General features: G+C 68.0%; 24 protein-coding genes. 11 read left to right on the top strand and 13 right to left on the bottom strand.

What is annotated here, in order from left to right:
* Positions 1 to 111 precede the first annotated feature (111 nt).
* The 7 genes from MK786_RS07185 to dnaA form a co-directional block, all read right to left on the bottom strand.
* Positions 112 to 516 carry a DUF3566 domain-containing protein gene (locus tag MK786_RS07185; RefSeq protein ID WP_191764977.1) on the bottom strand — a complete coding sequence of 135 codons (405 nt, stop codon included), beginning with the start codon at positions 514 to 516 and terminating at the stop codon, positions 112 to 114.
* Positions 513 to 3,122: a DNA gyrase subunit A gene (gene gyrA / locus MK786_RS07180; protein ID WP_241111546.1), complete on the bottom strand. Its 2,610-nt coding sequence runs from the start codon at positions 3,120 to 3,122 to the stop codon at positions 513 to 515. The genes MK786_RS07185 and gyrA overlap by 4 nt, the downstream gene beginning before the upstream one ends.
* A 72-nt stretch (positions 3,123 to 3,194) precedes the next feature.
* Complete coding sequence (gene gyrB / locus MK786_RS07175) at positions 3,195 to 5,228, bottom strand: DNA topoisomerase (ATP-hydrolyzing) subunit B (protein ID WP_241111545.1); 2,034 nt, start codon at positions 5,226 to 5,228, stop codon at positions 3,195 to 3,197.
* 122 nt (positions 5,229 to 5,350) lie between these two features.
* Complete coding sequence (locus tag MK786_RS07170; RefSeq protein WP_241111544.1) at positions 5,351 to 5,878, bottom strand: DUF721 domain-containing protein; 528 nt, start codon at positions 5,876 to 5,878, stop codon at positions 5,351 to 5,353.
* Positions 5,871 to 7,028 carry a DNA replication/repair protein RecF gene (gene recF, locus MK786_RS07165; RefSeq protein ID WP_241111543.1) on the bottom strand — a complete coding sequence of 386 codons (1,158 nt, stop codon included), beginning with the start codon at positions 7,026 to 7,028 and terminating at the stop codon, positions 5,871 to 5,873. Before recF ends, MK786_RS07170 begins: the two co-directional genes overlap by 8 nt.
* 70 nt (positions 7,029 to 7,098) lie before the next feature.
* Positions 7,099 to 8,250 carry a DNA polymerase III subunit beta gene (gene dnaN, locus MK786_RS07160; RefSeq protein WP_241111542.1) on the bottom strand — a complete coding sequence of 384 codons (1,152 nt, stop codon included), beginning with the start codon at positions 8,248 to 8,250 and terminating at the stop codon, positions 7,099 to 7,101.
* A 427-nt stretch (positions 8,251 to 8,677) separates the two neighbouring features.
* On the bottom strand, positions 8,678 to 10,126 hold the full coding sequence (gene dnaA, locus MK786_RS07155) for a chromosomal replication initiator protein DnaA (RefSeq protein WP_241111541.1): 1,449 nt from the start codon (positions 10,124 to 10,126) through the stop codon (positions 8,678 to 8,680).
* 309 nt (positions 10,127 to 10,435) lie between these two features.
* Between dnaA and rpmH the strand changes: the two genes are divergently transcribed.
* The 10 genes from rpmH (at position 10,436) to MK786_RS07110 (ending at position 16,991) form a co-directional block, all read left to right on the top strand.
* Entirely contained in the window at positions 10,436 to 10,573 is a 138-nt protein-coding gene (gene rpmH / locus MK786_RS07150; RefSeq protein ID WP_036304730.1) for a 50S ribosomal protein L34, read from the top strand.
* A 9-nt stretch (positions 10,574 to 10,582) separates the two neighbouring features.
* A complete protein-coding gene (rnpA, locus tag MK786_RS07145) occupies positions 10,583 to 10,918 on the top strand; it encodes a ribonuclease P protein component (protein ID WP_241111540.1) in 336 nt (111 codons plus the stop codon).
* Positions 10,915 to 11,271, top strand: coding sequence for a membrane protein insertion efficiency factor YidD (gene yidD, locus MK786_RS07140; protein WP_241111539.1), 357 nt, complete (start codon positions 10,915 to 10,917; stop codon positions 11,269 to 11,271). Before rnpA ends, yidD begins: the two co-directional genes overlap by 4 nt.
* A gap of 8 nt (positions 11,272 to 11,279) precedes the next feature.
* On the top strand, positions 11,280 to 12,425 hold the full coding sequence (gene yidC, locus MK786_RS07135) for a membrane protein insertase YidC (protein WP_241111538.1): 1,146 nt from the start codon (positions 11,280 to 11,282) through the stop codon (positions 12,423 to 12,425).
* Positions 12,426 to 12,460: 35 nt separating this feature from the next.
* The gene (locus MK786_RS07130; protein ID WP_241111537.1) at positions 12,461 to 12,979 is read left to right on the top strand and encodes a R3H domain-containing nucleic acid-binding protein; all 519 of its coding nucleotides are present in this window, start codon (positions 12,461 to 12,463) and stop codon (positions 12,977 to 12,979) included.
* Between the two features lie 50 nt (positions 12,980 to 13,029).
* The gene (gene rsmG, locus MK786_RS07125) at positions 13,030 to 13,656 is read left to right on the top strand and encodes a 16S rRNA (guanine(527)-N(7))-methyltransferase RsmG (RefSeq protein ID WP_241111536.1); all 627 of its coding nucleotides are present in this window, start codon (positions 13,030 to 13,032) and stop codon (positions 13,654 to 13,656) included.
* Positions 13,657 to 14,105: 449 nt separating this feature from the next.
* Positions 14,106 to 14,459 (top strand): GIY-YIG nuclease family protein, encoded by a 354-nt coding sequence (locus MK786_RS16530; protein ID WP_374200440.1) that lies wholly within the window; start codon positions 14,106 to 14,108, stop codon positions 14,457 to 14,459.
* Entirely contained in the window at positions 14,456 to 14,656 is a 201-nt protein-coding gene (locus MK786_RS07120; protein WP_241111535.1) for a hypothetical protein, read from the top strand. The genes MK786_RS16530 and MK786_RS07120 overlap by 4 nt, the downstream gene beginning before the upstream one ends.
* Before the next feature lie 359 nt (positions 14,657 to 15,015).
* The gene (locus tag MK786_RS07115; RefSeq protein ID WP_241111534.1) at positions 15,016 to 16,002 is read left to right on the top strand and encodes a ParA family protein; all 987 of its coding nucleotides are present in this window, start codon (positions 15,016 to 15,018) and stop codon (positions 16,000 to 16,002) included.
* A complete protein-coding gene (locus tag MK786_RS07110) occupies positions 16,002 to 16,991 on the top strand; it encodes a ParB/RepB/Spo0J family partition protein (protein WP_241111533.1) in 990 nt (329 codons plus the stop codon). The genes MK786_RS07115 and MK786_RS07110 overlap by 1 nt, the downstream gene beginning before the upstream one ends.
* A 35-nt stretch (positions 16,992 to 17,026) precedes the next feature.
* On the opposite strand, the gene MK786_RS07105 is transcribed toward MK786_RS07110, so the two are convergent.
* Positions 17,027 to 18,334: a sigma-70 family RNA polymerase sigma factor gene (locus MK786_RS07105; RefSeq protein ID WP_241111532.1), complete on the bottom strand. Its 1,308-nt coding sequence runs from the start codon at positions 18,332 to 18,334 to the stop codon at positions 17,027 to 17,029.
* Positions 18,335 to 18,393: 59 nt separating this feature from the next.
* On the opposite strand from MK786_RS07105, the gene MK786_RS07100 reads away from it, so the two are divergent.
* On the top strand, positions 18,394 to 18,741 hold the full coding sequence (locus MK786_RS07100) for a tryptophan synthase subunit alpha (protein WP_241111531.1): 348 nt from the start codon (positions 18,394 to 18,396) through the stop codon (positions 18,739 to 18,741).
* An 8-nt stretch (positions 18,742 to 18,749) separates the two neighbouring features.
* Here the strand turns inward: MK786_RS07100 and MK786_RS07095 are convergent, their stop codons facing one another.
* From MK786_RS07095 to MK786_RS07075, 5 genes are all read right to left on the bottom strand, one after another.
* Complete coding sequence (locus MK786_RS07095) at positions 18,750 to 19,166, bottom strand: YciI family protein (protein ID WP_241111530.1); 417 nt, start codon at positions 19,164 to 19,166, stop codon at positions 18,750 to 18,752.
* Between the two features lie 204 nt (positions 19,167 to 19,370).
* Positions 19,371 to 19,694, bottom strand: a complete 324-nt coding sequence (gene trxA / locus MK786_RS07090; RefSeq protein ID WP_191764942.1) for a thioredoxin — start codon at positions 19,692 to 19,694, stop codon at positions 19,371 to 19,373.
* Between the two features lie 82 nt (positions 19,695 to 19,776).
* Positions 19,777 to 20,775: a thioredoxin-disulfide reductase gene (trxB, locus tag MK786_RS07085; protein ID WP_241111529.1), complete on the bottom strand. Its 999-nt coding sequence runs from the start codon at positions 20,773 to 20,775 to the stop codon at positions 19,777 to 19,779.
* A gap of 78 nt (positions 20,776 to 20,853) precedes the next feature.
* On the bottom strand, positions 20,854 to 22,464 hold the full coding sequence (gene murJ / locus MK786_RS07080; protein ID WP_241111528.1) for a murein biosynthesis integral membrane protein MurJ: 1,611 nt from the start codon (positions 22,462 to 22,464) through the stop codon (positions 20,854 to 20,856).
* Positions 22,461 to 24,767, bottom strand: coding sequence for a DUF6049 family protein (locus MK786_RS07075; RefSeq protein ID WP_241111527.1), 2,307 nt, complete (start codon positions 24,765 to 24,767; stop codon positions 22,461 to 22,463). Before MK786_RS07075 ends, murJ begins: the two co-directional genes overlap by 4 nt.
* Positions 24,768 to 24,776: the final 9 nt, after the last annotated feature.

The following is a 24,776-nucleotide window of genomic DNA, read 5'->3' as shown; positions in this document are numbered from 1 at the left end:
TTTCGCGTCATCAACCTCAGAGACTTTACCCGACCCTGGCCGTTTTCACGAATCGGGGGCGGACGCACGAACGGGCCCGATCGTCGATCGGGCCCGTTCGGTGAAGAGGTGTCAGTTCGAGGTGAAGCCGACCAGCAGGCCGCCCGTCACCTTGACCGCCAGGTTGTAGATTCCGGCGAGCACAGCACCGAGCACCGTCACCACGATGAGGTTGAGGATCGCGACGATCGCCGAGAAGGCCAGCACCTGCGGCAGGCTCACGAAGTTCGAGAGCAGGATGGTGCCATCGGTGAAGTTGCCGAAGAACTCGTCGGCGCGCGTGATCACGTTGGTCGCCTGCAGAACGAAGAAGACGAGGACGAACGACACCACCGTCACCACCGCGATCGCGATCGCGGCGAGGAACGACAGCTTCACGGCCGACCAGAAGTCGATGTACACCAGGCGCAGGCGGACCTGCTTGGCGGACGTGCGGTGGGTGGACTTCTTGGCGAGCTTGTCGGCTACCGTGCTCATGCGTCAGTACTCTCTTCGGGGGTCTCGGGAGAGGCCTCGGGGGGTGTGCCGGACTCCTGGTCGGCGGCCTCTGAGTTGTCGGCCAAGCCCCGCTCACCGTTTCGTGCGATCGCGATGATGCGATCTTCGTCGGCGGCACGGGCGAACACGACACCCATGGTGTCGCGGCCCTTGGCTGGGACCTCGGCCACGGCAGAGCGTACCACCTTGCCGCTGGCAAGAACCACAAGGACCTCGTCGTCTTCGGAGACCATCAGCCCACCGGCGAGATCGCCGCGATCCTCGCTGAGACGCGCCACCTTGATGCCGAGTCCGCCGCGGTTCTGCAGTCGGTACTGGGCGACTTCGGTTCGCTTCGCGTAGCCGCCCTCGGTCACGACGAACACGAACTGGTCGTCGCGCGCGACCGACGCGGAGAGCAGCGTGTCGCCGGCGCGGAAGTCCATGCCCTTCACTCCGGACGTGGAACGACCCATCGGGCGGAGAGCCCCGTCGGTCGCCGAGAACCGCAGCGACATGCCGTGGCGGCTGATGAGCAGGATGTCGTCGCCCTCGTCGACGAGCAGCGCGCTGACGACCTCGTCCTCCGGGCCGCTCGGCTCGTCGGTCGCCTCCTCGTCGTCGCCGCCGTTCCCGCGCAGCTTGATCGCGATGATGCCACCCTGGCGGTTGGTGTCGTAATCGGTGAGACGGGTCTTCTTCACCAGGCCGTTCCGCGTGGCGAGCACGAGGTACGTCGCCACCGAGTAGTCGCGGATGTCGAGGATCTGTGCGATCTCTTCATCCGGCTGCAGTGCGAGAAGGTTGGCGACGTGCTGGCCCTTCGCATCGCGGCCGGCCTCCGGCACCTCGTAGGCCTTCGCCCGGTAGACGCGACCCTTGTTGGTGAAGAACAGCAGCCAGTGGTGCGTCGTGGTGACGAAGAAGTGCTCGACGACGTCGTCGGCGCGCAGCTGCGCCCCCTTGACGCCCTTGCCGCCGCGGTGCTGCGAGCGGTAGTTGTCGCTGCGCGTGCGCTTGATGTAGCCGGCACGGGTGACCGAGATCACCATCTCCTCTTCGGGGATCAGGTCCTCGATCGACATGTCGCCGTCGTAGCCGGGCATGATCTGCGTGCGGCGGTCGTCGCCGAACCGGTCGACGATCGCGGTCAGCTCTTCGCGGACGATGGCGCGCTGGCGCTCGGGCTTGGCCAGGATCTCCTTGTAGTCCGCGATGAGCGTCTCGAGCTCGGCGGCCTGGTCGACGATCTTCTGACGCTCGAGGGCGGCAAGGCGACGCAGCTGCATCTGCAGGATGGCGTCGGCCTGGTCGTCGTCGATCTCGAGGAGCTTCTTCAGTCCCTCGCGCGCGTCATCGACCGTCGGAGACCGACGGATGAGCGCGATTACCTCATCGAGGGCGTCGAGAGCCTTGAGGTAGCCGCGCAGGATGTGCATGCGCTTCTCGGCCTCACGCAGACGGAACGTCGTGCGCCGCACGATCACTTCGATCTGGTGCTCGAGCCACAGCGTGATGAAGCCGTCGAGCGGCAGGGTGCGCGGCACGTTGTCGACGATCGCCAGCATGTTGGCGCCGAAGTTGTCCTGCAGCTGCGTGTGCTTGTAGAGGTTGTTCAGCACGACCTTCGCAACGGCGTCGCGCTTCAGCACGACCACCAGGCGCTGGCCGGTGCGGTCCGACGTCTCGTCACGGATGTCGGCGATGCCCGTGATCTTTCCGTCACGGGCGAGATCGCCGATCTTCACCGCGAGGTTGTCGGGATTGACCTGGTATGGCAGCTCGGTGATCACGAGGCACGTGCGACCCTGAATCTCTTCGATCGCGACGACCGCGCGCATGGTGATCGAACCGCGGCCCGTGCGGTACGCCTCGCGGATGCCCTTGGTACCGAGGATCTGAGCACCGGTCGGGAAGTCGGGCCCGGGGATGCGCTCCATGAGCGCGTCGAGGAGTTCCTCGCGCGAGGCATCCGGATGCTCGAGCGCCCAGAGGGCGCCGGCCGACACCTCGCGCAGGTTGTGTGGCGGGATGTTCGTGGCCATGCCGACCGCGATGCCCACCGAGCCGTTGACGAGGAGGTTGGGGAATCGCGCGGGCAGGACGGACGGCTCCTGGGTCTGCCCGTCGTAGTTGTCGTGGAAGTCGACGGTCTCTTCCTCGATGTCGCGCACCATCTCGAGCGCGAGCTGAGCCATCTTCGTCTCGGTGTACCGGGGAGCGGCGGCGCCCATGTTCCCCGGGGAGCCGAAGTTGCCCTGACCCTGCGCGAGGGGGTATCGCAGCGACCACGGCTGCACGAGGCGGACGAGCGCGTCGTAGATCGCACTGTCACCGTGCGGGTGGTACTGGCCCATCACCTCGCCGACCACGCGCGCGCACTTCGAGAAGGACTTGTCGGGACGGAACCCGCCGTCATACATGCCGTAGATCACGCGGCGGTGCACGGGCTTGAGGCCGTCGCGCACATCGGGCAGCGCTCGGCCGATGATGACCGCCATCGCGTAGTCGAGGTAGCTGCGCTGCATCTCGAGCTGCAGGTCGACCTGATCGATGCGGCCGTGCTCGTGGTCCGCGTTCAGGTCCGGACGCTCGTCTTCTGCCATCTCTCGTCTTTCGTTCTCTGCGTTTCGTGTCGCTCCGCGTGCGCGCGATGGATGCTTCCGCCGCGCGAGACGCTAGATGTCGAGGAAGCGGACGTCTTTCGCGTTGCGCTGGATGAAGGTGCGGCGGGACTCCACGTCCTCGCCCATCAGCACGGAGAAGACCTCGTCGGCCGCCGCCGCGTCGTCGATGGTCACCTGCCGCAGCGTGCGGGTGGTGTGGTCCATCGTGGTCTCCCACAGTTCCTTCGCGTTCATCTCGCCGAGGCCCTTGTAGCGCTGGATGCCGGAGTCCTTCGGGATCCGCTTGCCGTTCGCGAGACCGTCCGCGAGGAGCGCGTCGCGCTCCTTGTCGGAGTACACGTACTCGTGCGCTGCGTTGGTCCACTTGAGCCGGTACAGCGGCGGCATGGCGAGGTAGACGAAGCCGGCCTCGATGAGTCCGCGCATGTAGCGGAACAGCAGGGTGAGGAGCAGCGTGGTGATGTGCTGGCCGTCGACGTCGGCATCGGCCATCAGCACGATCTTGTGATACCGCGCCTTGTCGATGTCGAAGTCCTCGCCGATGCCCGTGCCGAAGGCCTGGATCATCGCCTGGACTTCCTTGTTCGACAGAGCCTTGTCGAGGCGCGCGCGTTCGACGTTGAGGATCTTGCCGCGCAGGGCCAGGATCGCCTGCGTGTGCGGGTCGCGGCCGGAGACCGCCGAACCGCCGGCCGAGTCGCCCTCGACGAGGAAGATCTCGCTGATCGACGGATCTTTGCTCGTGCAGTCCTTGAGCTTGTCGGGCATGGCCGCCGACTCGAACACGCTCTTGCGGCGCGCGGTCTCGCGGGCTTTGCGAGCAGCCAGTCGGGCAGTTGCCGCGTCGACCGCCTTCGTGATGATGCGCTTCGCCTGCACCGGATTGCGGTCGAGCCAGTCGGCGAGCTGGTCGCCCACGACCTTCTGCACGAACGCCTTGGCCTCGGTGTTGCCGAGCTTGGTCTTGGTCTGGCCCTCGAACTGCGGCTCGGAGAGCTTGACCGAGATCACGGCGGTGAGACCCTCGCGGATGTCATCGCCGGTGAGGTTGTCGTCCTTCTCCTTGAGGAAGTTCTTGTCACGCGCGTACGCGTTGATGCGCGTGGTGAGCGCGGCGCGGAAGCCCTCCTCGTGCGTGCCGCCCTCGTGCGTGTTGATCGTGTTCGCAAAGGTGAACACGTTCTCGGTGTAGCTTGTGGTCCACTGCATCGCGAGTTCGAGCGAGATGTGGCGGATCGTGTCTTCCGACTCGATCTCGATGATCTCGTCGTTGACGACCTCAGCGTGACGCACCTTGTTGAGGTACTCGACGTAGTCGACGAGACCGCGCTCGTACAGGAAGTCGTCGTGCGGCTGTCGCTCCTCGGAACCGCCGTCCTTCGCGTCGGCGACGTAGGCCGAGCCGGGACGCTGGTCGCTGAGGATGATGCGCAGCCCTTTGTTGAGGAACGCGGTCTGCTGGAAGCGCGTGCGCAGCGTGTCGTAGTCGAAGTGGACCGACTCGAAGATCGTGTCGTCGGGCCAGAACTCGATGGTCGTGCCGGTCTCATCGGTGTCTTCGGCCTTCGCGAGCGGAGCCTGGGGCTGGCCGCCGTCGCGATACGACTGACGCCACGCCGACCCCTGGCGCTTGACCTCGACCTCGAGGCGCGACGAGAGGGCGTTCACGACGGATGAGCCGACACCGTGCAGACCGCCCGAGACGGCGTAGCCGCCGCCACCGAACTTGCCGCCGGCGTGCAGCACGGTGAGGACGACCTCGACGGTCGACTTGCCCTCACTGCGGTGCATGTCGACGGGGATGCCGCGGCCGTTGTCGACGACACGGATGCCGCCGTCGGGCAGGATCGTCACCTCGATGGTGTCGCAGTACCCGGCCAGCGCCTCGTCGACAGAGTTGTCGACGATCTCGTACACCAGGTGGTGGAGACCGCGTTCACCGGTCGACCCGATGTACATGCCGGGTCGCTTGCGGACGGCTTCGAGGCCCTCGAGCACCTGAATGGCGTCTGCCCCGTATTCGCTGGGAGCCCGGTTAGGCGTTTCAGGTTCCTCAGGAACGTTGTCGGGGGTGTCGGACGTCATCTTCGCGGGGTCTCCGGATCCTTCGATAGGGACCCCGACAGTCTATCGGTTCACACGGGCAGCACGAGCGTTACACGCCTCTGTGAGGCTCTGAAATTCCCTTAGACAGCTCCGACCGTCACTTATCCGTAGGTATCGCGCGGGCCACGCCCTGGAATCGTTCTGGGACCCCATTTCCAGGAGGGGACGTCCGGCCCGATGAACCGGATCGCGTCGACCCCCGCCTCGGGGAACCGCCGGACGATCTCCGAGAGGATGTGCGCGCGCATCAGCTGGAGCTGCTTCGCCCAGGCCGTCGAGTCGGCCTGGACGGTGAGCGTGCCCTCCGAGAACGCGACCGGCCTGGTGTGCCGCGCGGTGTCTTCGCCGGCGACATCCGACCAGGCCCGCACCACGTCTTCGCGGGCCAGCTCCTTGTCCCAGCCCGCCTCGCGGGTGAGCGCCGCCAGCACATCCCCGACGCCGCGCGGGTCACGCCCGGGCGTGAAGGGAGCGTTCTCGTCGTCGACCACCCGGCGCCGGCGCTTGCGGAAGGATCGCGCCGACGGCTCGAGCCCGCGCAGGCGGAGGTAGGTCGCGACGGTCTCGGGAATGGATCCGGAGGAGGGAGCGGATGCTTCGCCCTCGGCGTGGACGTCAGGATCAGGCATCCGTCGCCTCCAGAATCGTGCCCGCCTCGACACGGACGATCCGCGCGCGCAGCGCCGACGGGACGTCTTCTTCCACGGCGGCGGTCACGACGACCTGCTCGTATCCGCCGGCGAGCTGTGCGAGGCGCGCGCGGCGATCGGCGTCGAGCTCGGCGAACACGTCGTCGAGGATGAGCACCGGGTCTCCGAGGCGCGACTCCGCGCGCAGCAGCTCGGCCGAGGCGAGCCGCAGCGCGAGCGCGACCGACCACGATTCACCGTGCGATGCGTAGCCCTTGACCGGCAGTCCACGCACGCGGAGTACGAGGTCGTCACGGTGTGGACCCACCAGGGTGAGACCGCGCTCGAGCTCGGCCGTGCGGCGCGCGGCCAGCGCCTGGCGGAAGAGATCCGCGATGCGGGAGCCGGATGCCGCGGCCGCGGGTGCGTCCGCGCCTTCTTCGGGATCTCCGCCGGTGACCGACAACGCCCAGACGGCCTCGGGACGGTGGTCTGCTCCGGCGATCGCGGCGTACGCCGCGGCGAGCGGCTCGGCGAGATCGGCGGCGAGACCGAGGCGCGCATCGATGAGTTCGGTGCCGAGTGCGACGAGCTTGTCGTCCCACACGTCGAGGGTGGTGAGCGCGTCACCGCGGATGCCGCGTGCCTTGGCGGACTTGAGAAGGGCCGTGCGCTGCTTGAGGACGCGCTCGTAGTCGGCGAGCACGCCGGCCATGCGCGGTGCACGCTGCACCAGGAGCTGGTCGGCGAATCGGCGCCGAGCCGACGGATCGCCGCGGACGATCTGCAGGTCTTCCGGGGCGAAGAGCACGACCTGCGCGTAGCGCGGGAGCTCGGCCGGCTTGACCGGCGCGCCGTTGACGCGGGCCTTGTTGGAACCCTGCCGGTTCAGCTGCGCCTCGAGCAGCACCCGGCGGTCACCGTGGGCGAGACGGGCGCGGATGATCGCGGCATCCGCTCCATCACGCACCATCGGGGCATCGTTCGATACACGATGCGACCCGAGCGTCGCGAAGAATCCGATGGCCTCGGCGAGGTTGGTCTTGCCCTGACCGTTGCGGCCCACGAAGACGTTGGGACCGGGCGCGAGCGTGACGTCGGCGGCCGCGTAGTTGCGGAAGTCGACGAGACTCAGCTGCTCCACGATCACCGCTCAAGCCTAATGAGCGACGGCGACGTCCTGGTCGGTTCACGACCGCTGCGCGGGAGGGGCGCTGGGATCAGCGCAGGAGGAGGTTCGGCTGCAGCAGGTAGCGGAATGAGTCCGCGCCGGCCTTGTCGACGGACGTCTGCGGTGTGATCAGCACCGGGCTCAGCTTGTTGGCGTTGTCGCTCGAGGTGAACGTGATGCGCACGAACTCGCTCTTCACGGCGCTCAGCGACTCGAGCAGGTACTGCGGGTTGAGTCCGAGCGTGACATCCTCGCCGACCAGGTTCGCGTCGACGGACTCGGTAGCCCGCGCCTGCTCGGTGCCCGAGGCATCCATCGACACGCTGTCGGTCGTGAATGTGAAACGCAGCGGCGCGGACCGATCGAGCACGAGCGACACACGACGCACGGCTTCGGCGAGCTCTGCGGTGTTCACGACCGCGTGGTGATCGGTCGCCTCGGGGAAGAGCCGCCGCACGGGCGGGAAGTTGCCCTTGATCAGCAGCGAGGTGACGGTCTTGTTGCCCGCGGTGAACGCGATGATCTCGCGGTCTCCCGAACCCGAGAACGCGATCGAGATGTCGCCGCCGTGGGCAAAGGTCTTGCCGACCTCGGTCAGGGTGCGCGCCGGCACCAGCGCGGTTGTCGACTCGTCGGACGCCGTCCCGCCGCCGTCCCACGGGATCTCCCGGAGTGCAACGCGGTAACGGTCGGTCGCGACGAGGCTGAGGCCCGTGCCCGAGACCTCGAGCTGAACGCCCGTGAGGACCGGGGTCACATCGTCGCGCGACGCCGCGAAGGCGACCTGCGCGATCGCGGTCGCGAAGTCCTCGGACGGGACGAGACCGGAGTCGCCCGTGACTTCGGGGATCGCCGGATACTCCTGCACGGGCATGGATGCGAGTGTGAAGCGCGCCGAACCACAGGTGAGGAGGATGCCGCCGTCGTCGTCGACCTCGACCTGGATCGGCGCATTGGGAAGCCGGCTCGCGATCTCGGAGAGCAGACGGCCGTGGACGAGGATCGTGCCCGGCTCGTCGACAGTCGCTTCGATCGTCGTGCGAGCGGACGCCTCGTAGTCGAAGGCCGCGAGCGAAAGGCCTTCATCGGATGCCTCGATCAGCACGCCCGCGAGGATCGGCTGCGGGTTCCGCTGCGGAAGGAGCTTGACGACGAATGACACGGCTTCGCTGAACACATCGCGATTGACGTGGAACTTCACGGATGCTCCCTCGACTGCGGTTGGGCCTCCAATGCTAGTGGTAGGCCGTGACGATGCCAGTCCAATGGGACGCAGCATCCCTCCACCGGTCTTTCCACCGTCAAGGTGATCGGACCGGGAATCTTCAAATACTTCTTGTCATGGTGTTAACGGCTGTGGAAACTGTGGACAACTCAGCCGATCCCAGACGGGAGTTGGGAATCACATCTCTGTGAGATGTGGAACGGCTGCGGAGGGCGTGCTGGACAGCTCGAGCGCGACGCGGTCCGTTTCGACATTCATCCACAGGCTTGCACTCGTCGCCCACAGCGTTTCCGCAGGGCTGTGGAGTTATCCACAGGTTTTCCACACTGTGAAGAACGCGAATAATGGCCCTGTCCGAGCCCGGCTGTCAAGCACCTCTTGCGGCATATGACCGCACCCCGGATCAGCGGCCGTTGCGGCCCAGCTGAGCGGTGATCTCGGAGACCTGGTTGTAGATCGAGCGGCGCTCTTTCATGAGGTCGCTGATCTTCTTGTACGCGTACATCACGGTCGTGTGGTCGCGGTTTCCGAACAGCTGGCCGATCTTCGGCAGCGAAAGGCTGGTGCGCTCACGGCACAGGTACATGGCGATCTGCCGGGCGGTCGCGACCGACTGCGAACGGCTCGAGCCGTAGAGGTCGTCGACGGTGAGCTTGAAGTACTGTGCGGTCGCCGTGATGATGTCGGTCGGCGAGATGACGTTCGCGTCGTCCTGGTCGACGATGTCGCGCAGCACGGTCTGGGCGAGCGACATGTCGAGCGTCGACCTGTTGAGGCTGGCGAACGCCGAGACGCGGATGAGGGCGCCCTCGAGCTCGCGGATGTTCGACGAGACGACCGTCGCGATGTACTCGAGGACCTCGTCCGGAATGTGGAGCCGCTCGGACTGCGCCTTCTTGCGGAGGATGGCGATACGGGTCTCGAGGTCGGGCGCCTGCACATCGGTGATGAGGCCCCACTCGAACCGGCTGCGCATGCGGTCCTCGAAACCGGTCAGGTGCTTCGGCGGCACATCGCTCGTGATCACGACCTGCTTGTCGTGGTCATGCAGGGTGTTGAACGTGTGGAAGAACGCTTCCTGGGTCTCGGCGCGGCCCTGGAGGAACTGGATGTCGTCGATCAGCAGCACGTCGACGTCGCGGTACCGCGCCTGGAATGCGGATCCGCGGTTGTTGGCGATCGAGTTGATGAAGTCGTTCGTGAACTCCTCGCTCGAGACATAGCGCACCCGGATGCCGCTGTAGAGGCTCATCGCGTACTCGCCGATGGCGTGGAGGAGGTGCGTCTTGCCCAGGCCGGAGTCGCCGTAGATGAACAGCGGGTTGTATGCCTTGGCCGGCGCTTCGGCCACTGCGACCGCGGCGGCATGCGCGAAGCGGTTGGACTGTCCGATGACGAAGTTGTCGAAGGTGTACTTCGGGTTGAGGCGCGTATCGCTGCGGGAGACGGCGGATGCGGCATCCGGAGCTTCTTCGCGCTGTGGATGCAGGACCGCCGCCGGCGCGGCCGTCGGCTGCGAGATCGGCTGCGCGGCCGACTGCACCGGGATGGGCGCGGTGACATGGGCGTCGACGAGTTCCGGGTTGACCACAACACGGAACGTGCTGGCACGCTGAGCGTCGTCCTGCTCGACGTTGGCGAGGGCCTCCATGATCGGGGTGCGCATGCGCTTCGTGAACTGCGCGGCCGTGAGGTCGTTGGGGACGTCGAGGTAGAGCGTTCCGCCCATGACCCCCTGCGGCACCGCGAGGCTCAGGAAGCCATGGAGCTGCGGGGTGATCCGCTCGTCGCGGGTGAGCTCATCGAGCACGGCTGTCCAGACGGGAACATCTGGAATCTCGTGCGGTGTCATGGCCCCCCCGGGTTGTTGATGAGTCCACCGGAGGCCGCGGAACGAGCGCATCGGGCCTGTGGATAACTGCCGGAGCAACGCTAGTTCGCGGGCGTCCCGGGAGCAAACTCCACTGTAGATCGGGTGGGTGTGTCGTTGCCAGGGTCGATGTGCCGGTCCGTGGATAATGGCCGGCCCGCGGCCTCGGTTTGAGTTCTCAGGCGGCTCGGCGTACCCTAAATCGGTTGACTTATGCCCTCGCGGCAGTCCCTTTGTACGTAGCGTCCCCGGTCTCAGAGTCCCGGTGACACCTGATCCGGAAGTGATCCCATGAGCAAGCGCACCTTCCAGCCCAACAACCGCCGTCGTGCCAAGAAGCACGGCTTCCGTGCCCGCATGCGCACCCGCGCCGGTCGCGCCATCCTCTCGGCTCGTCGCGGCAAGGGCCGCACCGAGCTCTCGGCCTGACCCCGAGCGGTGCTGGCGAGGCCGAACCGACTCACCCGCGGAGCGGAATACAAGGCCGTCGTCCGTCGGGGTCGTCGGTGTGCCGGAACGCACACCGTGACCTATGTGAACAGCGCCGTGGCCGATGGCCCGGCGCGGTTCGGTTTCATCGTCAGCAAGCAGGTGGGCGGGGCCGTCGTTCGCAACACCGTCCGCCGTCGTCTCAAAGCCTTGTGCGCCGAGGCGCTTCCGGCTGTGCGTGACGGCAACGACATCGTGATCCGCGCGCTGCCCAGTGCGGCAACGGCGCCGTTCAGCGAACTCCGTGACGAGGTCGCCCGATGCCTGGCCCGGAGGGCGGCATGAGCGTCCTGCCGGCGTACGCCCTCGGCGACGCGCACTTCGAGCCCTCTGGCTCGCTTCGCGCTGTGCCCCTGCTCCCCCGCAACGCCGTTCTCGCGCTTCTGCATGGCTACCGCGCCACGATCTCGCACACGTACGGAGACGTCTGCAAGTACTTCCCGTCGTGCTCGGCGTACGCGGTCGGCGCCGTTCAGCAGCACGGCGCTCTGAAGGGTGCGGCGCTCACCGCAGCCCGCCTCGCTCGCTGTCATCCCTGGGCGGAGGGCGGCGTCGATGACGTCCCGCCGCACGCGAACTTCCGGCATGCGCTGACCCCCCACGGGTTCGTCGTGCCAGTCTCCTCTGGAAAGGACTGATCCTCCGCATGGATCTCTTGCTGGCCTCCACCCCGACACCTGCACCCACAGACGGTGGCTTCGACCTGATCGGAACCATCCTGTGGCCCCTCAAGTGGGCGGTCGAGGCCGTGCTGGTCGCCTGGCACTGGCTCTTCACCGCGATCGGCCTTCCGCCGGCAGACGGCATCACGTGGGTGCTGTCGATCGTCGGCCTCGTCATCGTGGTGCGCTCGGCACTGATCCCGCTCTTCGTGAAGCAGATCAAGAGCCAGCGCAAGATGATGGAAATCGCTCCTGAACTGCGAAAAGTTCAGGAGAAGTACAAGGGGAAACGCGATCAGCTCTCGCGCGAGGCGATGAGCCGCGAGACCATGGCGCTGTACAAGAAGCACGGCACGACGCCCGTCTCGAGCTGTCTTCCGCTGCTCGTTCAGATGCCGATCTTCTTCGCGCTGTTCAGCGTGCTGAACGACGTCACGAAGCACGCGAACGCGGGCATCGGTGGTGTCGGACTGCTGAGTGCCGAGCTCACGCAGGAGTTCTACAACGCCAAGCTCTTCGGGGTCGCGTCGCTGCACGAGACCCTGATCGATGCCGTCAACACCGGCAACACCGCGGCGATCGCCATCCTTGCGACGCTCGTTGTACTGATGATCGCGTCGCAGTTCTTCACGCAGCTGCAGATCATCTCGAAGAACCTCTCCCCCGAGGCCAAGACCGGCCAGGCCTACCAGATGCAGAAGATCATGCTCTGGGTGCTGCCCTTCGCCTTCGTCTTCTCCGGCGTCTTCTTCCCGCTCGGTGTCGTCATCTACTGGTTCGTGTCGAACCTGTGGACGATGGGTCAGCAGTTCCTCGTGATCCGCGAGATGCCGACGCCCGGCTCTGAGGCGGCCAAGGAGCGCGAGGAGCGCCTGGCTCGCAAGGGCAAGGCCATCGATTCGTCGGGCAAGGTCGTGCCGATGGAGAAGTACCTCGCCGAGCAGAAGCGTCTGTACGAAGAGGCCGAGCGTGCCCGTGCCGCGACCCCGAAGCGCCAGCAGCCGGTGAGCAAGCAGCGCGCCAAGAAGCAGGCCCAGCAGAAGCAGCAGAAGCAGCCTGGCCAGAAGCAGGGCGGGTCAGCCGCGGCGGTCGGCGACTCCGACTCCGGCGGCTCCGACTCCGCTTCCTGACGGCCCCGACCCGACGTCCACACGAGGATCACGACATGACCACGCCTTCCGAGCACGCCCCCGTCGACACCACCGACGACCGGTTGCCCGCCACCGTCGCCCAACTCGAGGAGGAAGGCGACATTGCGGCCGACTTCCTGGAGGGACTGCTCGACATCGCCGACATCGACGGGGACCTCGACCTGGATGTCCGGGCCGGACGTGCCTACGTCTCGGTGGAGGCGCCGGAGGGCGGTTCGGTGTCGCTGATCGCCGACCCCGATACGGTGCAGGCACTGCAGGAGCTCACGCGCATCGCCGTGCAGAACCGCACCGGACGCTTCTCGCGTCTGATCCTCGATGTGGGCGGTTCCCGCAACACGCGTCAGGCACAGCTGGCGACGCTTGTCGACCGCGCGATCGAACGACTCGAGGAAGGCGCCTCGCAGGCATCGCTGCCTGCCATGTCGAGCTACGAGCGCAAGCTGGTCCACGACATCGTGGCAGAGCGCGGGTTCGTGTCGGAGTCGTACGGCGAAGGCGCTGACCGTCACACGGTGATCCGCCGCGGCTGAACCCAGAGTGTTTCACGTGAAACATCGGGATTGCGTTGGATGAGGCATCAATGACGGAGCTCGAGCAGGAGCCGGCTGCGGCCATCCAGATCTTCGGCGACCACATTGCTCTCGCGCGCCAGTTCACCACCGCGCTGGCCGAGCACGGCGAAGAGCGCGGGCTGATCGGTCCGCTCGAACTCCCCCGCCTGTGGACACGGCACATTCTGAACAGCGCGGTGATTGCACCGCTCTTCTCTCCCGGTCGCGTCGGCGACGTCGGGTCGGGCGCAGGGCTCCCCGGGCTGGTACTGGCCATCGCCCGGCCCGACATCGAGTGGGTGCTCATCGAGCCGATGGAGCGCCGAGTGGCATGGCTCACCGAGCAGGTCGGCGAGCTCGGGCTCGAGAACGTCGAGATCGTTCGCGCACGGGCAGAGGACTGGCGCTTCGGTCCTGTGCTCGACGCCGTTACCGCTCGCGCTGTCTCGGCTCTTCGCACCTTGATACCGATCACGGCGCCGTTAGTGCGCGATGGTGGTGAGCTGATCCTGCTGAAGGGCGCGAGCGCTGAGAATGAGATCGAGGCGGCCGAGAAGCAGCTGCGCAAGTTCCGAGTGACGAACGCGCGGGTTGAGATGGTCGGTGAGGGCCTTCTTGCCGAGCCGTCGCGCGTCGTGCGCGCCACCGTTCGCTAACGCCGGTCGAGGAGGCGTGCCGCCTCGCCGTTACACGTGAAACATCGAGGTCGACCCCGCCGGTCGAGTAGGCGCAAAGCGCCGGATCGAGACCTCCACGTCTCGCCTAGATACCGACGCACGCGCTCGATCGGGGCTCCGACGCCGGCGGCGCGGAGACTTGCAGCGATGTGCCCTCGTTTCACGTGAAACATGGGGGGCGACCCCGCCGGTCGAGTAGGTGCGAAGCGCCGGATCGAGACCTGCACCTCTTGCCTAGATATCGACGCACGCGCGCCGCACGAGCTCGATCGGCGGCTTCCCGTGCCAAGCCCGTCGAGTAGGCGCGCGAGCGCATGGATCCGCGCCAACCGTTCGCGACATCGATATGTGCGATCCGCGCTCGATCGGCGGACGCGATCCCTGCTGATCGAGTAGGCCGGCGCGCGCAGTAACGAGGCGTGCACGCGATGAGTGTCACCGTTTCACGTGAAACATGCAGCCGGCCCCGCAGGCTGGGTAGGCTCGCCAGCAACCGTATCGAGACCTGCCGGGTACGCGACCCGCTTCGCATGCATCGGGTCGGACTCGTGCAGGCCCTCCACCATCGCGGCTTCTCCACACAGCTCTCACACCCGCGCGATTCGTACCGATGGCCTCGCAGACGGTTGCAGGGGGCGTGGATCGGCCAACCTGGGCCGATGGCGTACATGTATATCCTCGAGTGCTCGGACCGAACCCCCTACGTCGGAAGCGCGCGCAACCTCGAACACAGGCTGGCCCAACACGGCGATCCATCTACACGAGAACGCGACTGTCGGTGAAGCTTCTCTATTTCGAGGAGTTCGACCGTGTCAGTGACGCCTATCTGCGCGAGAAGCAGGTGCAGGGTTGGAGCCGGGCCAAGCGGCTTGCCCTGGCAAAGGAGCGGATCGAGAAGCTGCCGGGTCTGAGCAAGAAGGACTTCTCGGGGGCCGGTAGTCGAGGCGGCGATGTTTCACGTGAAACGGCTCGCGCTTAGTCACTCCGACTGAGTCGCGTTGCACGTGGGTCTCGATACGGCGCTGCGCGCCTACTCGACCGGCGGGGAAGGGGCGGGGGTCTGGATGCGTCGCTGGGCGCCTGCTCGGCGCTGGGAGTGGCCGTTCCCGCCGATCGAGTGCGCGCGTTGCGCGCGTATCGAGTCGGGGCCCGCCGTCCGGGGGTCTCGATACGGCGCTTCGCGCCTACTCGACCGGCGGGGAAGGGGCGGGGGGCTCGATACGGCGCTGCGCGCCTACTCGACCGGCGGGAGGGAGCCGGGGAGAGAACGGGAATGGGGTGAGGGCGGGATAGAGTGGAAAGCGTTGTTGATCGCTCGCGAAAGGGAGAGTGTTTCACGTGAAACAGCCCGACGAGTCGGCGGCCGCGGCATCCTTCTCGTTCGACGACACCCCTCTCGCACGTGAACTCGCCGATCTCTCCGCACGACGCCGTGCGCTCGAGAGCGCGGACGTTCACCTCACGGGTCGCACCCGCGTGCTGACCGTCTCGAACCAGAAGGGCGGCGTCGGCAAGACGACGACCACCGTCAACGTTGCAGCGGCCCTGGCATCCGTCGGGGCCAAGGTGCTCGTGATCGACCTGGACCCGCAGGGAAACGCGTCGACGGCACTGGGAGTGCCCCACACCGCCGACATCCCGAGCGTCTACGACGTGCTCATCGATGAATTCCCGCTCGCTGACATCGTGCAGGTCAGCCCGGAATCGCCGAATCTGCTGTGCGCCCCCAGCACGATCCACCTCGCCGGGGCCGAGATCGAGCTTGTTTCGCAGGTCGCCCGTGAGCACCGGCTCAAGACGGCACTCGACGAGTACCTCGCGAACCTCGATGAAGTCATCGACTTCGTGCTCATCGACTGCCCGCCGTCTCTGGGTCTGCTCACGATCAACGCGTTCACGGCCGCGGGCGAGCTGCTCATTCCGATCCAGTGCGAGTACTACGCGCTGGAAGGCCTGAGCCAGCTGCTCGGCACTGTCCGCATGATCCAGAAGCACCTCAACCCGGGCCTCACCCTGAGCACGATCGTGCTCACCATGTACGACGGCCGTACCCGTCTCGCGCAGCAGGTCGCCGAGGAGGTGCGGGAGCACTTCGCCAAGGAAGTGCTGGACACCGTCATCCCGCGTTCGGTGCGCGTGTCCGAAGCGCCGAGCTTCGGCCAGACCGTCATCGCCTACGATGGGCAGTCGGCCGGCGCGATCGCGTATCGCGAAGCAGCCGTCGAGATCATCCGCCGCGACGGTCAGCCCGCCGCGGTGAAGAACGCCGCAGGCCAGAGCGTCGCGGAACAGCACGTCGAATCGAAGATCGAAGGGGGAGCCTGATGGCCAAGCGCACAGGCCTAGGACGGGGGATCGGCGCGCTGATCCCGACGACGGAACCGGCGGAGGACCGCCCTTCCGACGTCTTCTTTCCGCGCGCCGTCGCCACCGACGACGCTCCCGCCGACGCGGACACCGACGCCACGCCCGACACCGCACCCACCGAAGACCTGGTGCAGGTTCCCGGCGCGCGCCTCACGCACATCGACCCGCACTCCATCGTGCCGAACCCGCGCCAGCCGCGCACGCACTTCAACCCCGAAGACCTCGCCGAGCTCGTTCACAGTGTTCGGGAGTTCGGCGTGCTGCAGCCGGTCGTCGTCCGCGCGAACGAAGACGGCGACTACGAGCTCATCATGGGCGAGCGTCGCACCCGCGCCGCGCGCGAGGCCGGCCTGACGTCCATCCCGGCGATCGTCCGCGAGACGGCGGATGAGCACCTGCTGCGCGACGCGTTGCTCGAGAATCTCCACCGCTCGGAGCTCAACCCGCTCGAAGAGGCATCGGCGTACCAGCAGCTCCTCGAGGACTTCGGCATCACCCAGGAGGAGCTCGCCAGCCGGATCGGCCGCTCGCGCCCCCAGATCAGCAACACGATCCGCCTGCTGAAGCTCCCGGTGCCGGTGCAGCAGCGCGTCGCCGCGGGCGTGCTCACCGCCGGCCACGCCCGGGCGATCCTGTCGCTCGACACCCCCGAGGCCATGCAGCGGCTCTCCGACAAGATCGTCAACGAGGATCTGTCGGTGCGCTCCGCCGAGGCTGCGGCCAAGATGACGGATGCCGGGTCCCGCCGCCCGTCGAAGCCGACCGCCGGCGCGCGCCGCGGTCACCTCGACGAAGTCGCCGAGCGCCTGGGCGATCGCCTCAATACCCGCGTCCGAATCTCTCTGACTGCGCGTAAAGGCCAGATCAGCATAGATTTTGCGAGCATCCAAGACCTTAACCGCATCCTGGAGGAGCTCGGCGAGACCGGCTTCGGCGGCGCGGCCTGAGCCAACCGGCTCCGGCCCCACCTGAGCCACGCCGGCTACGGCCCCGCCCGATCGACCACCGACTCGGGCGCACCCCGTTCCAGGTCCGTACGGAGCGCGGCGGCCCGCCGCCTGAGCACGCTCGCCTCGGCGTCGTTGCCGGGCAGCGCCGAGGCTGCCAGGAACTCGGCGGCCGCGGCATCCGATCTCCCCATCCGTTCGAGCAGTTCGGCGCGCACCGCCCGCAGCGGACGGAAGCCGCCGAGTTCGGGTTCCAGTGCGTCCACCAGGTGCAGCGCCGCCTCCGGCCCCTCGGCCATCGAGAAGGCGACGGCCCGGTTGAGGCGCACGACAGCAGTCGGCGCGAGCATCACCAGCGCGTCGTACAACCGAAGGATGCGGTCCCAGTCCGTTTCGTCGAACGACGGGGCGATCGCGTGACATTCGGCGATCGCCGCCTGGAGACCGTAGTAGCCGAGCCCGCGAGGCGATGCCTCCGCTCGCTTCATCGCTTCTCGGCCGCGCGTGATGGCCGAACGGTCCCACCGGCGTCGGTCCTGCTCGCCCAGGGTCAGCGGAAGGCCGTCCCGATCGATGCGGGCGGCGAAGCGCGACGACTGGAACTCCATCAGGGCGATGAGCGCGTCGACCTCGGACTCGTCCGGCGCGAGTGCGTGCAGCTGTCGCGCGAGCCGCACGGCCTCGCGCGCCACCTCGGGTCGCACCGGATGATCGCCTGCCGCCGCGGCGTAGCCCTCGGTGAAGAGCAGATAGATCACCTGCAGCACGCTGGCGAGCCGCGCCGGCCGCTCGGCGCGGTCGGGCACCTCGAACGGCACGCCCGCATCGGCCAGGGTGCGCTTCGCCCGCACGATCCGCTGCTGGACGGTCGGCACGGTCATCAGGAGCACGCGCGCGATCTGGTCGGTGGTGAGACCTGCCACTGTGCGCAGGGTGAGAGCGAGCCGCGCCTGCGCGGGGAGGACCGGGTGGCACGCGACGAACACCAGCCGCAGCATGTCATCGTCGATGCGGTCGGGATCGGCAAGCTCGGGCACCGAGTCGACTCGTTCGGCGTCCTGCACGTCGACGGCGAGCAGTGGCTCACGCTGGGCGAGGCGTTCGCGCCGCCGCCACCCGTCGATGGCCCGCCGTTTGGCGACCGACAGCAGCCAGGCCCCGGGATTGTCGGGGATGCCGCCCGCCGGCCACTTCGCGACGGCTTCGACGAGTGCATCCTGCGCGAGATCCTCCGCCCAGGCGAAATCGCCGGTGTGTCGGGTCAGCGCGGCGACGATCCGCGCGGACTCGGCCCTCCAGACCGCCTCGACCGCGCGGCGGGCATGCACGTCGACATCGGTCATGATGTCAGCGTAGGCGTGGAACGCGGCCCGAGGTCGGTGCGGCGTCGTACCCTTGATGGGTGCCGAACGCAGACCAGACCCCGCGCCGCCGGGCCAGTCTCGAGCTTCTGCGTGCCGAGGCATCCGACGAACTCGCCGTGGTGATCGCCGAGCGACTCCGAGCCGGCGAAGACCCGTGGGACTTCATAGACGACCTGCCAACCGTCGACGAGCTCGTCGTCTTCACGCTCCGCGCCGAGAACATCGAGGCGAACGGTGGCTCCCGGCCGAACGCCACGCGCCACTATCGCGTGCTGCGGCAGATCGCCCTGGAGTATCCCCAGCTCACGCGCGCCGTGTGGCGACTGCTGGGCGACGCGAACACGCACCGCCGCTGGGATGCCACGGTGCGCGCGGACGCGTCCTGATCCCACCCTCAGGCGTTGGCGGCCCGCCACTCCTGAGCCTTCTCGACCCACTCGGGGTCGACCGACTCGAAGTCAGCGAACTCGTTGACCCGCCGCACCTCGAGCGCGACGCCCGGGCCGAGGGGGCACTGCTTCGCCCAGTGCTCGGCCTCTTCGCGACTGGCTACCTCGAGGATCCAGAAGCCGGTGAAGACCTCGCGGGCCTCAGCGAACGGGCCGTCCGTGACCGCCGGCGGCACCGATGAGAAGTCGATGCGGAATCCCTCGCGCGCATCGGAGAGACCCTCCGCCGAGAGGAAGACCCCGGCCTTCTGAAGCTCTTCGTTGTAGGCGCTCATCGCGGCGATCACCTGCTTCATGTCGAGCTCCTCCGGCGCCTTGGCCGCGGCTTCGGGCTCCACCTGCATGATCAGCATGTAACGCATGTCCTGCTCCTTCGTCGTTGCGGGCGTTCGACCCGGAGGGCCGCGCTCCGGCCCCTCATGCTGTACGTCGAACGAGAGGGGCCGGGATCGACATCCTCTCGCGGATTCTCTCCGGAGCGAATGGATGCCTCGAACGGCATGCAACGAAAAACCCCGCTGACCTGCGGCGAGCGCAGGCCAGCGGGGTTCAGGCTTCGAACGGACTCAGCCGATGTACGCCTCGAGGTCCTTCTCGAGCGCGAACTTGGGCTTGGCGCCGATGATCGTCGTCTCGACCTGGCCCTTGTTGAAGACCTTCATCGCCGGGATCGACGTGATCTGGTACTTCATGGCGAGGTCAGGGTTCTCGTCGACGTTCAGCTTGAGGATGGTGATCTTGCCGGGGTGCTCCGCCTGAATCTGGTCGAGGACCGGCGAGACCATGCGGCAGGGGCCGCACCACTCAGCCCAGAAATCCACGAGCACCGGGCCATCGGCCTGGAGCACATCCTGGTCGAACGTGGCGGACGTCGTCGCCTTGGCGGTCATGTTCTCTCCTTCGATGGGGAAGTCGTACGTGGGTGACAACGCGCCGTGCTGCGGGATTGTTCCGCAGCAGGACGCGGCGGGATCAGGCCGCGGTCTGCTCCGGGTCCGCCTCGGGCAGGCCCTCGATCTGGTCGACGTCGGTGGCGGGGGCGCCGGCTTCGCCGAGCGATGCCAGGTAGTGCTCGACGTCGAGCGCGGCGACGGTGCCGCTGCCGGCGGCCGTCACCGCCTGGCGGTACGTCGGGTCGATGACGTCGCCCGCGGCGAACACGCCGGACACCGACGTGCGCGACGAACGGCCGTCGACCCAGATGGTGCCCTCGGGGGTGAGATCGAGCTTGTCGTGCACGAGGTGGGTGCGCGGGTCGTTGCCGATCGCGACGAACAGGCCGTCGATCGCCAGGTCGCTGCGCGTGCCGTCGACCGTGTTCTCGAGCACGACGCCGGTGACGGCGTCGTCGCCGAGCACGTCGACGACCTCGCTGTTCCAGACGAACTCGATCTTCTCGTTCGCGAACGCGCGCTCCTGCATGATCTTCGACGCACGCAGCTCCTCACGGCGGTGGATGACGTACACCTTGGACGCGAACTTGGTCAGGAAGGTCGCCTCCTCCATCGCGGAGTCGCCACCGCCGACGACGGCGATGACGCGCTCGCGGAAGAAGAAGCCGTCGCAGGTCGCGCAGTACGACACGCCGCGGCCGGAGAGGCGTTCTTCGCCCTCGATGCCGATCTTGCGGTGCGCGGATCCGGTTGCGTAGACGATCGACCGGGCCTCGTACTCGGCGCCGCTGCCCAGCAGCACCTTCTTGACCGGACCGTCGAGCTCGAGCGAGACGACGTCGTCGTACAGCACCTCGGTGCCGAACCGCTCGGCCTGCTCCTGCATGCGGGTCATCAGGTCGGGGCCCTGGATGCCCTCCGGGAAGCCGGGGAAGTTCTCGACATCGGTGGTGGTCATCAGGTCGCCGCCGGCCTCGACCGAACTGGCGACCAGAAGCGGCTCGAGGTTCGCGCGTGCCGCGTAGATCGCTGCCGTGTACCCCGCAGGACCCGAACCGATGATGATGACGTGACGCACTGCGACCCCTTCTTTTGCAGGGCACTTCGGCCCCGTACTGCTCAACACATGGTAACCGCGGAGCATTCCGCGGGCACGTCAGCGCCCGCCGGGCAGGACGCGCCGGGCGAGAGTCATCGCGGCGGACAGCTCGGGCGCGCGAAGAAGGGCCAGGAACGCGACGTAGACGACCAGCACGACGGCGCCGATCACGGCGGATCCGAGCACTCCGAGGATCTTGTCCGACACCGTCCACCCGTCGGTCCCTCCCAGCAGCTGGAAGGTGAGCCAGCCCGCGCCGGCGGCGGGCAACGCGGCCAGGGCGAAGCGGCCGAGCGCCAGCATCCATGATCCGATCCGCAATCCGCCGAGGCGGCGCTGCAGCAGCCAGGTCGCGGCGATCACCTGGCACACGCTCGCGAACGACTGGCCGAGCGCCACCGCCGCGGCGAGCTGCGACATCGAGATCACATCGGCGCCCGCCGCCCACGACGCCGCCAGCGCCGTCAGCACCACGATCACGCACTGCCCGAGCGTGAAGAAGAACGGGGTGCGCGTGTCGTCGTACGCGTAGAACGTGCGCTGGATCACGAAGAGCACCGCGAGCGGGATGAGGCTGACCAGGTAGCAGAGCAGAACCCCGGCTGCTCCGACGGCTTCCTCGCGCGAGTTGGTGAAGATGCGCGACATCGGCACCGCCGCCACCGCGAGGGCCGCCGTCGCGGCGACGATGAAGAGACCGAGGGTGCGGATGCTGCGGCCGACGTCCGCGCGGACGTCATCATCGCGACCGGCACTGGCGTGCTCGCTGAGCTGGGTGAAGTAGGGCGTCCCGATCGAGAGCACGATGATCGAGTACGGGAGCATGAAGATCAGCCAGGCGTTGCCGGCGACGAAGAACCCCGGATCGCCCTCGGGAATCTGCGACATCACGCGCGACTGGACGACGCCGGCGAGCTGACCCGCGAGGACCATCAGGAACGTCCAGCCCGCGAGGCGGCCGATCTGGCCGAGTCCCACGCCGCGCCAGCGGAAGTCGGGACGCACATTCATCCCTGTCTTCTGCCAGAACAGGAACAGGATGCCGGTCTGCACGACGATCCCGAGCGTCGCGGTGCCCGCCAGCACCGCGATCATCTCGGGCGACCACTGCGTCGACGCCGTGCCGGAACCGAACAGCCAGATGAAGATCAGGAACCCGGCGATCGAGACGACGTTGTTGACGATCGGCGCCCACGTGTACGGCCCGTACACCCGGCGCGCGTTGAGCGCTTCGCCGACCAGCGCGAACAGGCCGTAGAAGAGGATCTGAGGCAGGCACCAGTAGGCGAAAGCCGTGGCCAGCGCCTGCTGCTCGGGGCCGTAGTCCGGTGCGTAGAACACGACGAGCCACGGTGCGGCGACGGTTGCGACGGCCGCCGTGCCCAGCAGCACGACCGTGCCGAGGGTGAACAGCTTCGACACGAACGCGCTGCCGCCGTCGTCGTGCGCCGCGGCCTTGACGATCTGCGGCACCACGACCGCGCTCAGCAGACCGACCGAGATGATCGCGTAGATGTTGTTCGGCAGCTGGTTGGCCACGGCGAAGGCGTTGCCTCCCGCGGTGGTCGCGCCGACCGCCCACACCAGCACGATGGTCCGCACCAATCCCGTGACGCGCGAGACGATCGTCCCGGCGCCGATCAGCGCACTGGCCCGCCCGATGCTCACGACGTCTCCTCCGGATCGCGGGCCGCCCGGCCGTCGGCCGCGGCATCCGCGGACGTCTCGCCTACAGCGCCGTCGGCTGCGGCGTCCCCGGACTCGCCTCCGGCACGTCCGGACCCCTCGCCCACAGCGCCGTCGGCCGCGGCATCCACTCCCCGTCGGCGCGCACGCAGACGCAGCACGGTCCGCACGACGCCGAGCAGCAGCAGGCCGCCGACGACCACGCCGAGGGCCGCGAGCCCGAAGCTCTCCCATTCGGCGCGCACGTTCACGTCGACCGATTCGGGGTCGCCGATGGCGACGCTCGCCCGGCTGCGCAGCTGCAGCTCGAGGGTGACCTCGCCGTTGCCGACGCGGGCCTCGACGGGCACCTCGACGCGGCTGTTGCTGCCGGCGGCGGCGACCAGCGGATTGGCTCGCTGCACGTTCAGGCGCAGGTTGTCGGGCGTGACATAGAGCACGAGGTTCACGGGGTAGGGCAGGTCGTTGCGCACCCAGAACCGCAGGCCGACGTTCGAGCCGAACAGGTTGATCTCGCTCGTGGGAACGAGTCCTACCGAGTCGAGTGTGGCCTCTGTCGCGGCCCGATGGTCGGAGATCGCCGCGGTCCAGCCGGCGTCGTCGGCCAGCCATCCGGTGCTGAGCAGCTGCAGGATCTCGGCGCGCTGCGGACCCGTGAGGAGGCTGGTGTCGTCGAGGATCGTCGCGAACCGGGCGAGCTCGCCTTCGTCCTGCAGGAGAGCGGATGCCACATCCGTGCGCACCGTCTCTTCAGGCGCGTCCTCGATCTCGACCGCGCTCACCGCGGAGTTCGCCAGTCCGCCGAGGGTGAAGGGCGTGACGTCGGGTGCGCTCGTCGCGGCGCCGATCGTCGTGCCGAGGGCGACACGCGAGCGGTCGGGGTTGCGGCCGAGGTTCACCAGGAGCGGGGCGCCGCCGGACTCCGCCGTCGCGAACGCCAGGTACGCGGTCGCCTCGGCCAGTGCCGCGCCGCGCAGCGGAGGCTCCTCCAGTCCCGAAGCCGCCGCGAGGGCGTCGCTCACATCGGCGTCGTAGACGAGCAGGTCGGCGTCGCCGGCACGCCCGTGCGCCGGCACGGTGTCACCGGCGCGGCCGGCAGCGGTGGACGTGGAGGAGAGGAGGGTCAGCGACGACTGGTCGTCGATCCGGATGCCGCCCAGGCTCTCGACGACGGCCGGGCCCGCGGTCCCGGCGACCGGCCAGTAGACGGCCGTGCGCGAGCCTGCGCCGATATCGAGCAGCTCGGGCAGCGTCGGGTACACCGGCGCTTCGGGGTCGACCGGCTCGGTCGGCGTGGGCGTGGGGGTGGCCTGCGGTGGCGGTGCGGAGCCGGAGTCGGAGTCGGAGTCCGATTCGGGCACGGGGACGAAGTCCGCCGGCTGCATGTACGCGCTGAGCGACGTCGGGGCGAGCGGCCGGGCGAGGCCCGACTCGAGCTGGGGGACGACGTCCGCGTCGCCGAACTGCAGCGCGAACCGCGAGTTGGGCAGCTCCTCGAGCCGTTCGAGCCACGCCGTGGCCGTCTCCGGAGCCGAGCTGCCGAGCACTCGGATTGCGGCGGGGATCGCCGGGTCGACGGCGAGGATCGCCGCCGTGCCCTCCACGCCGTCGAGCTGCGCGGTGAGCGCGCCGCCCGGAGCGGTCAGCTCGGTGAGCTCGTCGGCGGTGAGAAGTCCACGGGTGGTCGGGTCCGCGGTGATCGGCACGACGACGCCGATCCCGACCTCGTCGCCGTCGGTCGGGGGCACGACCATCGCGCTCGTCGACGTCACCGTGCCGGACGGAGTGCCGTAGGTCGCGCGAAGTGGATACACGCCCGGCGCGAGTCCCTTCAGCACGGGGTCGTCGGACTCGACGCGCGCGGAGGCGACCCGTGACGAGCCCGACGGGACGGACTCCATCGCCGCCGTCGCGACGGCCTGGGTCGTGACGCCCGCTTCCTCGCCGTCGAGCCAGGCCGTGAGAGCAGTGCGGTCGGCGAGGGCGGTGCGACCGAGGGCGAGTGTCGCGGTGACGGGCGCGGTCGGCGTGAGCGTCTCGTTCTGGAGGGTGAGGGACACCACGAGCGGGTCGCCCGGCCGTACGACGCCGTTCGAGATGGGCGTCAGCGTGAAGGCGGTCGTGCCCGCTGGGATGGGCGGGGTGGGCGTCGGCGACGGCGTGGGAGTGTCGGCGAGCGCCCCCGCCGGAGTCACCAGCGCCAGTGCCGTCAGGATCGCCACGACCACCGCGGCGGCGCGTGAGGCGCGGCGACGGGCGGGCCTTCCCGAGGGGATCACGGTCATACTGTGTGG

Origin of the sequence: Microbacterium sp. CFH 31415 (assembly GCF_022538185.1) — a bacterium.
Classification (GTDB): Bacteria; Actinomycetota; Actinomycetes; order Actinomycetales; family Microbacteriaceae; genus Microbacterium.
The sequence above is the reverse complement of the archived record's forward strand: the minus strand, read 5'-3'. Positions and strand labels throughout refer to the sequence as shown.

Coding starts and splice junctions, on each gene's coding strand:
- MK786_RS07185 (WP_191764977.1), bottom strand. CDS start 516: ATGAGCACGGTAGCCGACAAGCTCGCCAAGAAGTCCACCCACCGCACG.
- gyrA (WP_241111546.1), bottom strand. CDS start 3,122: ATGGCAGAAGACGAGCGTCCGGACCTGAACGCGGACCACGAGCACGGC.
- gyrB (WP_241111545.1), bottom strand. CDS start 5,228: ATGACGTCCGACACCCCCGACAACGTTCCTGAGGAACCTGAAACGCCT.
- MK786_RS07170 (WP_241111544.1), bottom strand. CDS start 5,878: ATGCCTGATCCTGACGTCCACGCCGAGGGCGAAGCATCCGCTCCCTCC.
- dnaA (WP_241111541.1), bottom strand. CDS start 10,126: ATGACACCGCACGAGATTCCAGATGTTCCCGTCTGGACAGCCGTGCTC.
- rpmH (WP_036304730.1), top strand. CDS start 10,436: ATGAGCAAGCGCACCTTCCAGCCCAACAACCGCCGTCGTGCCAAGAAG.
- yidD (WP_241111539.1), top strand. CDS start 10,915: ATGAGCGTCCTGCCGGCGTACGCCCTCGGCGACGCGCACTTCGAGCCC.
- yidC (WP_241111538.1), top strand. CDS start 11,280: ATGGATCTCTTGCTGGCCTCCACCCCGACACCTGCACCCACAGACGGT.
- MK786_RS07130 (WP_241111537.1), top strand. CDS start 12,461: ATGACCACGCCTTCCGAGCACGCCCCCGTCGACACCACCGACGACCGG.
- rsmG (WP_241111536.1), top strand. CDS start 13,030: ATGACGGAGCTCGAGCAGGAGCCGGCTGCGGCCATCCAGATCTTCGGC.
- MK786_RS16530 (WP_374200440.1), top strand. CDS start 14,106: ATGAGTGTCACCGTTTCACGTGAAACATGCAGCCGGCCCCGCAGGCTG.
- MK786_RS07110 (WP_241111533.1), top strand. CDS start 16,002: ATGGCCAAGCGCACAGGCCTAGGACGGGGGATCGGCGCGCTGATCCCG.
- MK786_RS07105 (WP_241111532.1), bottom strand. CDS start 18,334: ATGACCGATGTCGACGTGCATGCCCGCCGCGCGGTCGAGGCGGTCTGG.
- MK786_RS07095 (WP_241111530.1), bottom strand. CDS start 19,166: ATGCGTTACATGCTGATCATGCAGGTGGAGCCCGAAGCCGCGGCCAAG.
- trxA (WP_191764942.1), bottom strand. CDS start 19,694: ATGACCGCCAAGGCGACGACGTCCGCCACGTTCGACCAGGATGTGCTC.
- MK786_RS07075 (WP_241111527.1), bottom strand. CDS start 24,767: ATGACCGTGATCCCCTCGGGAAGGCCCGCCCGTCGCCGCGCCTCACGC.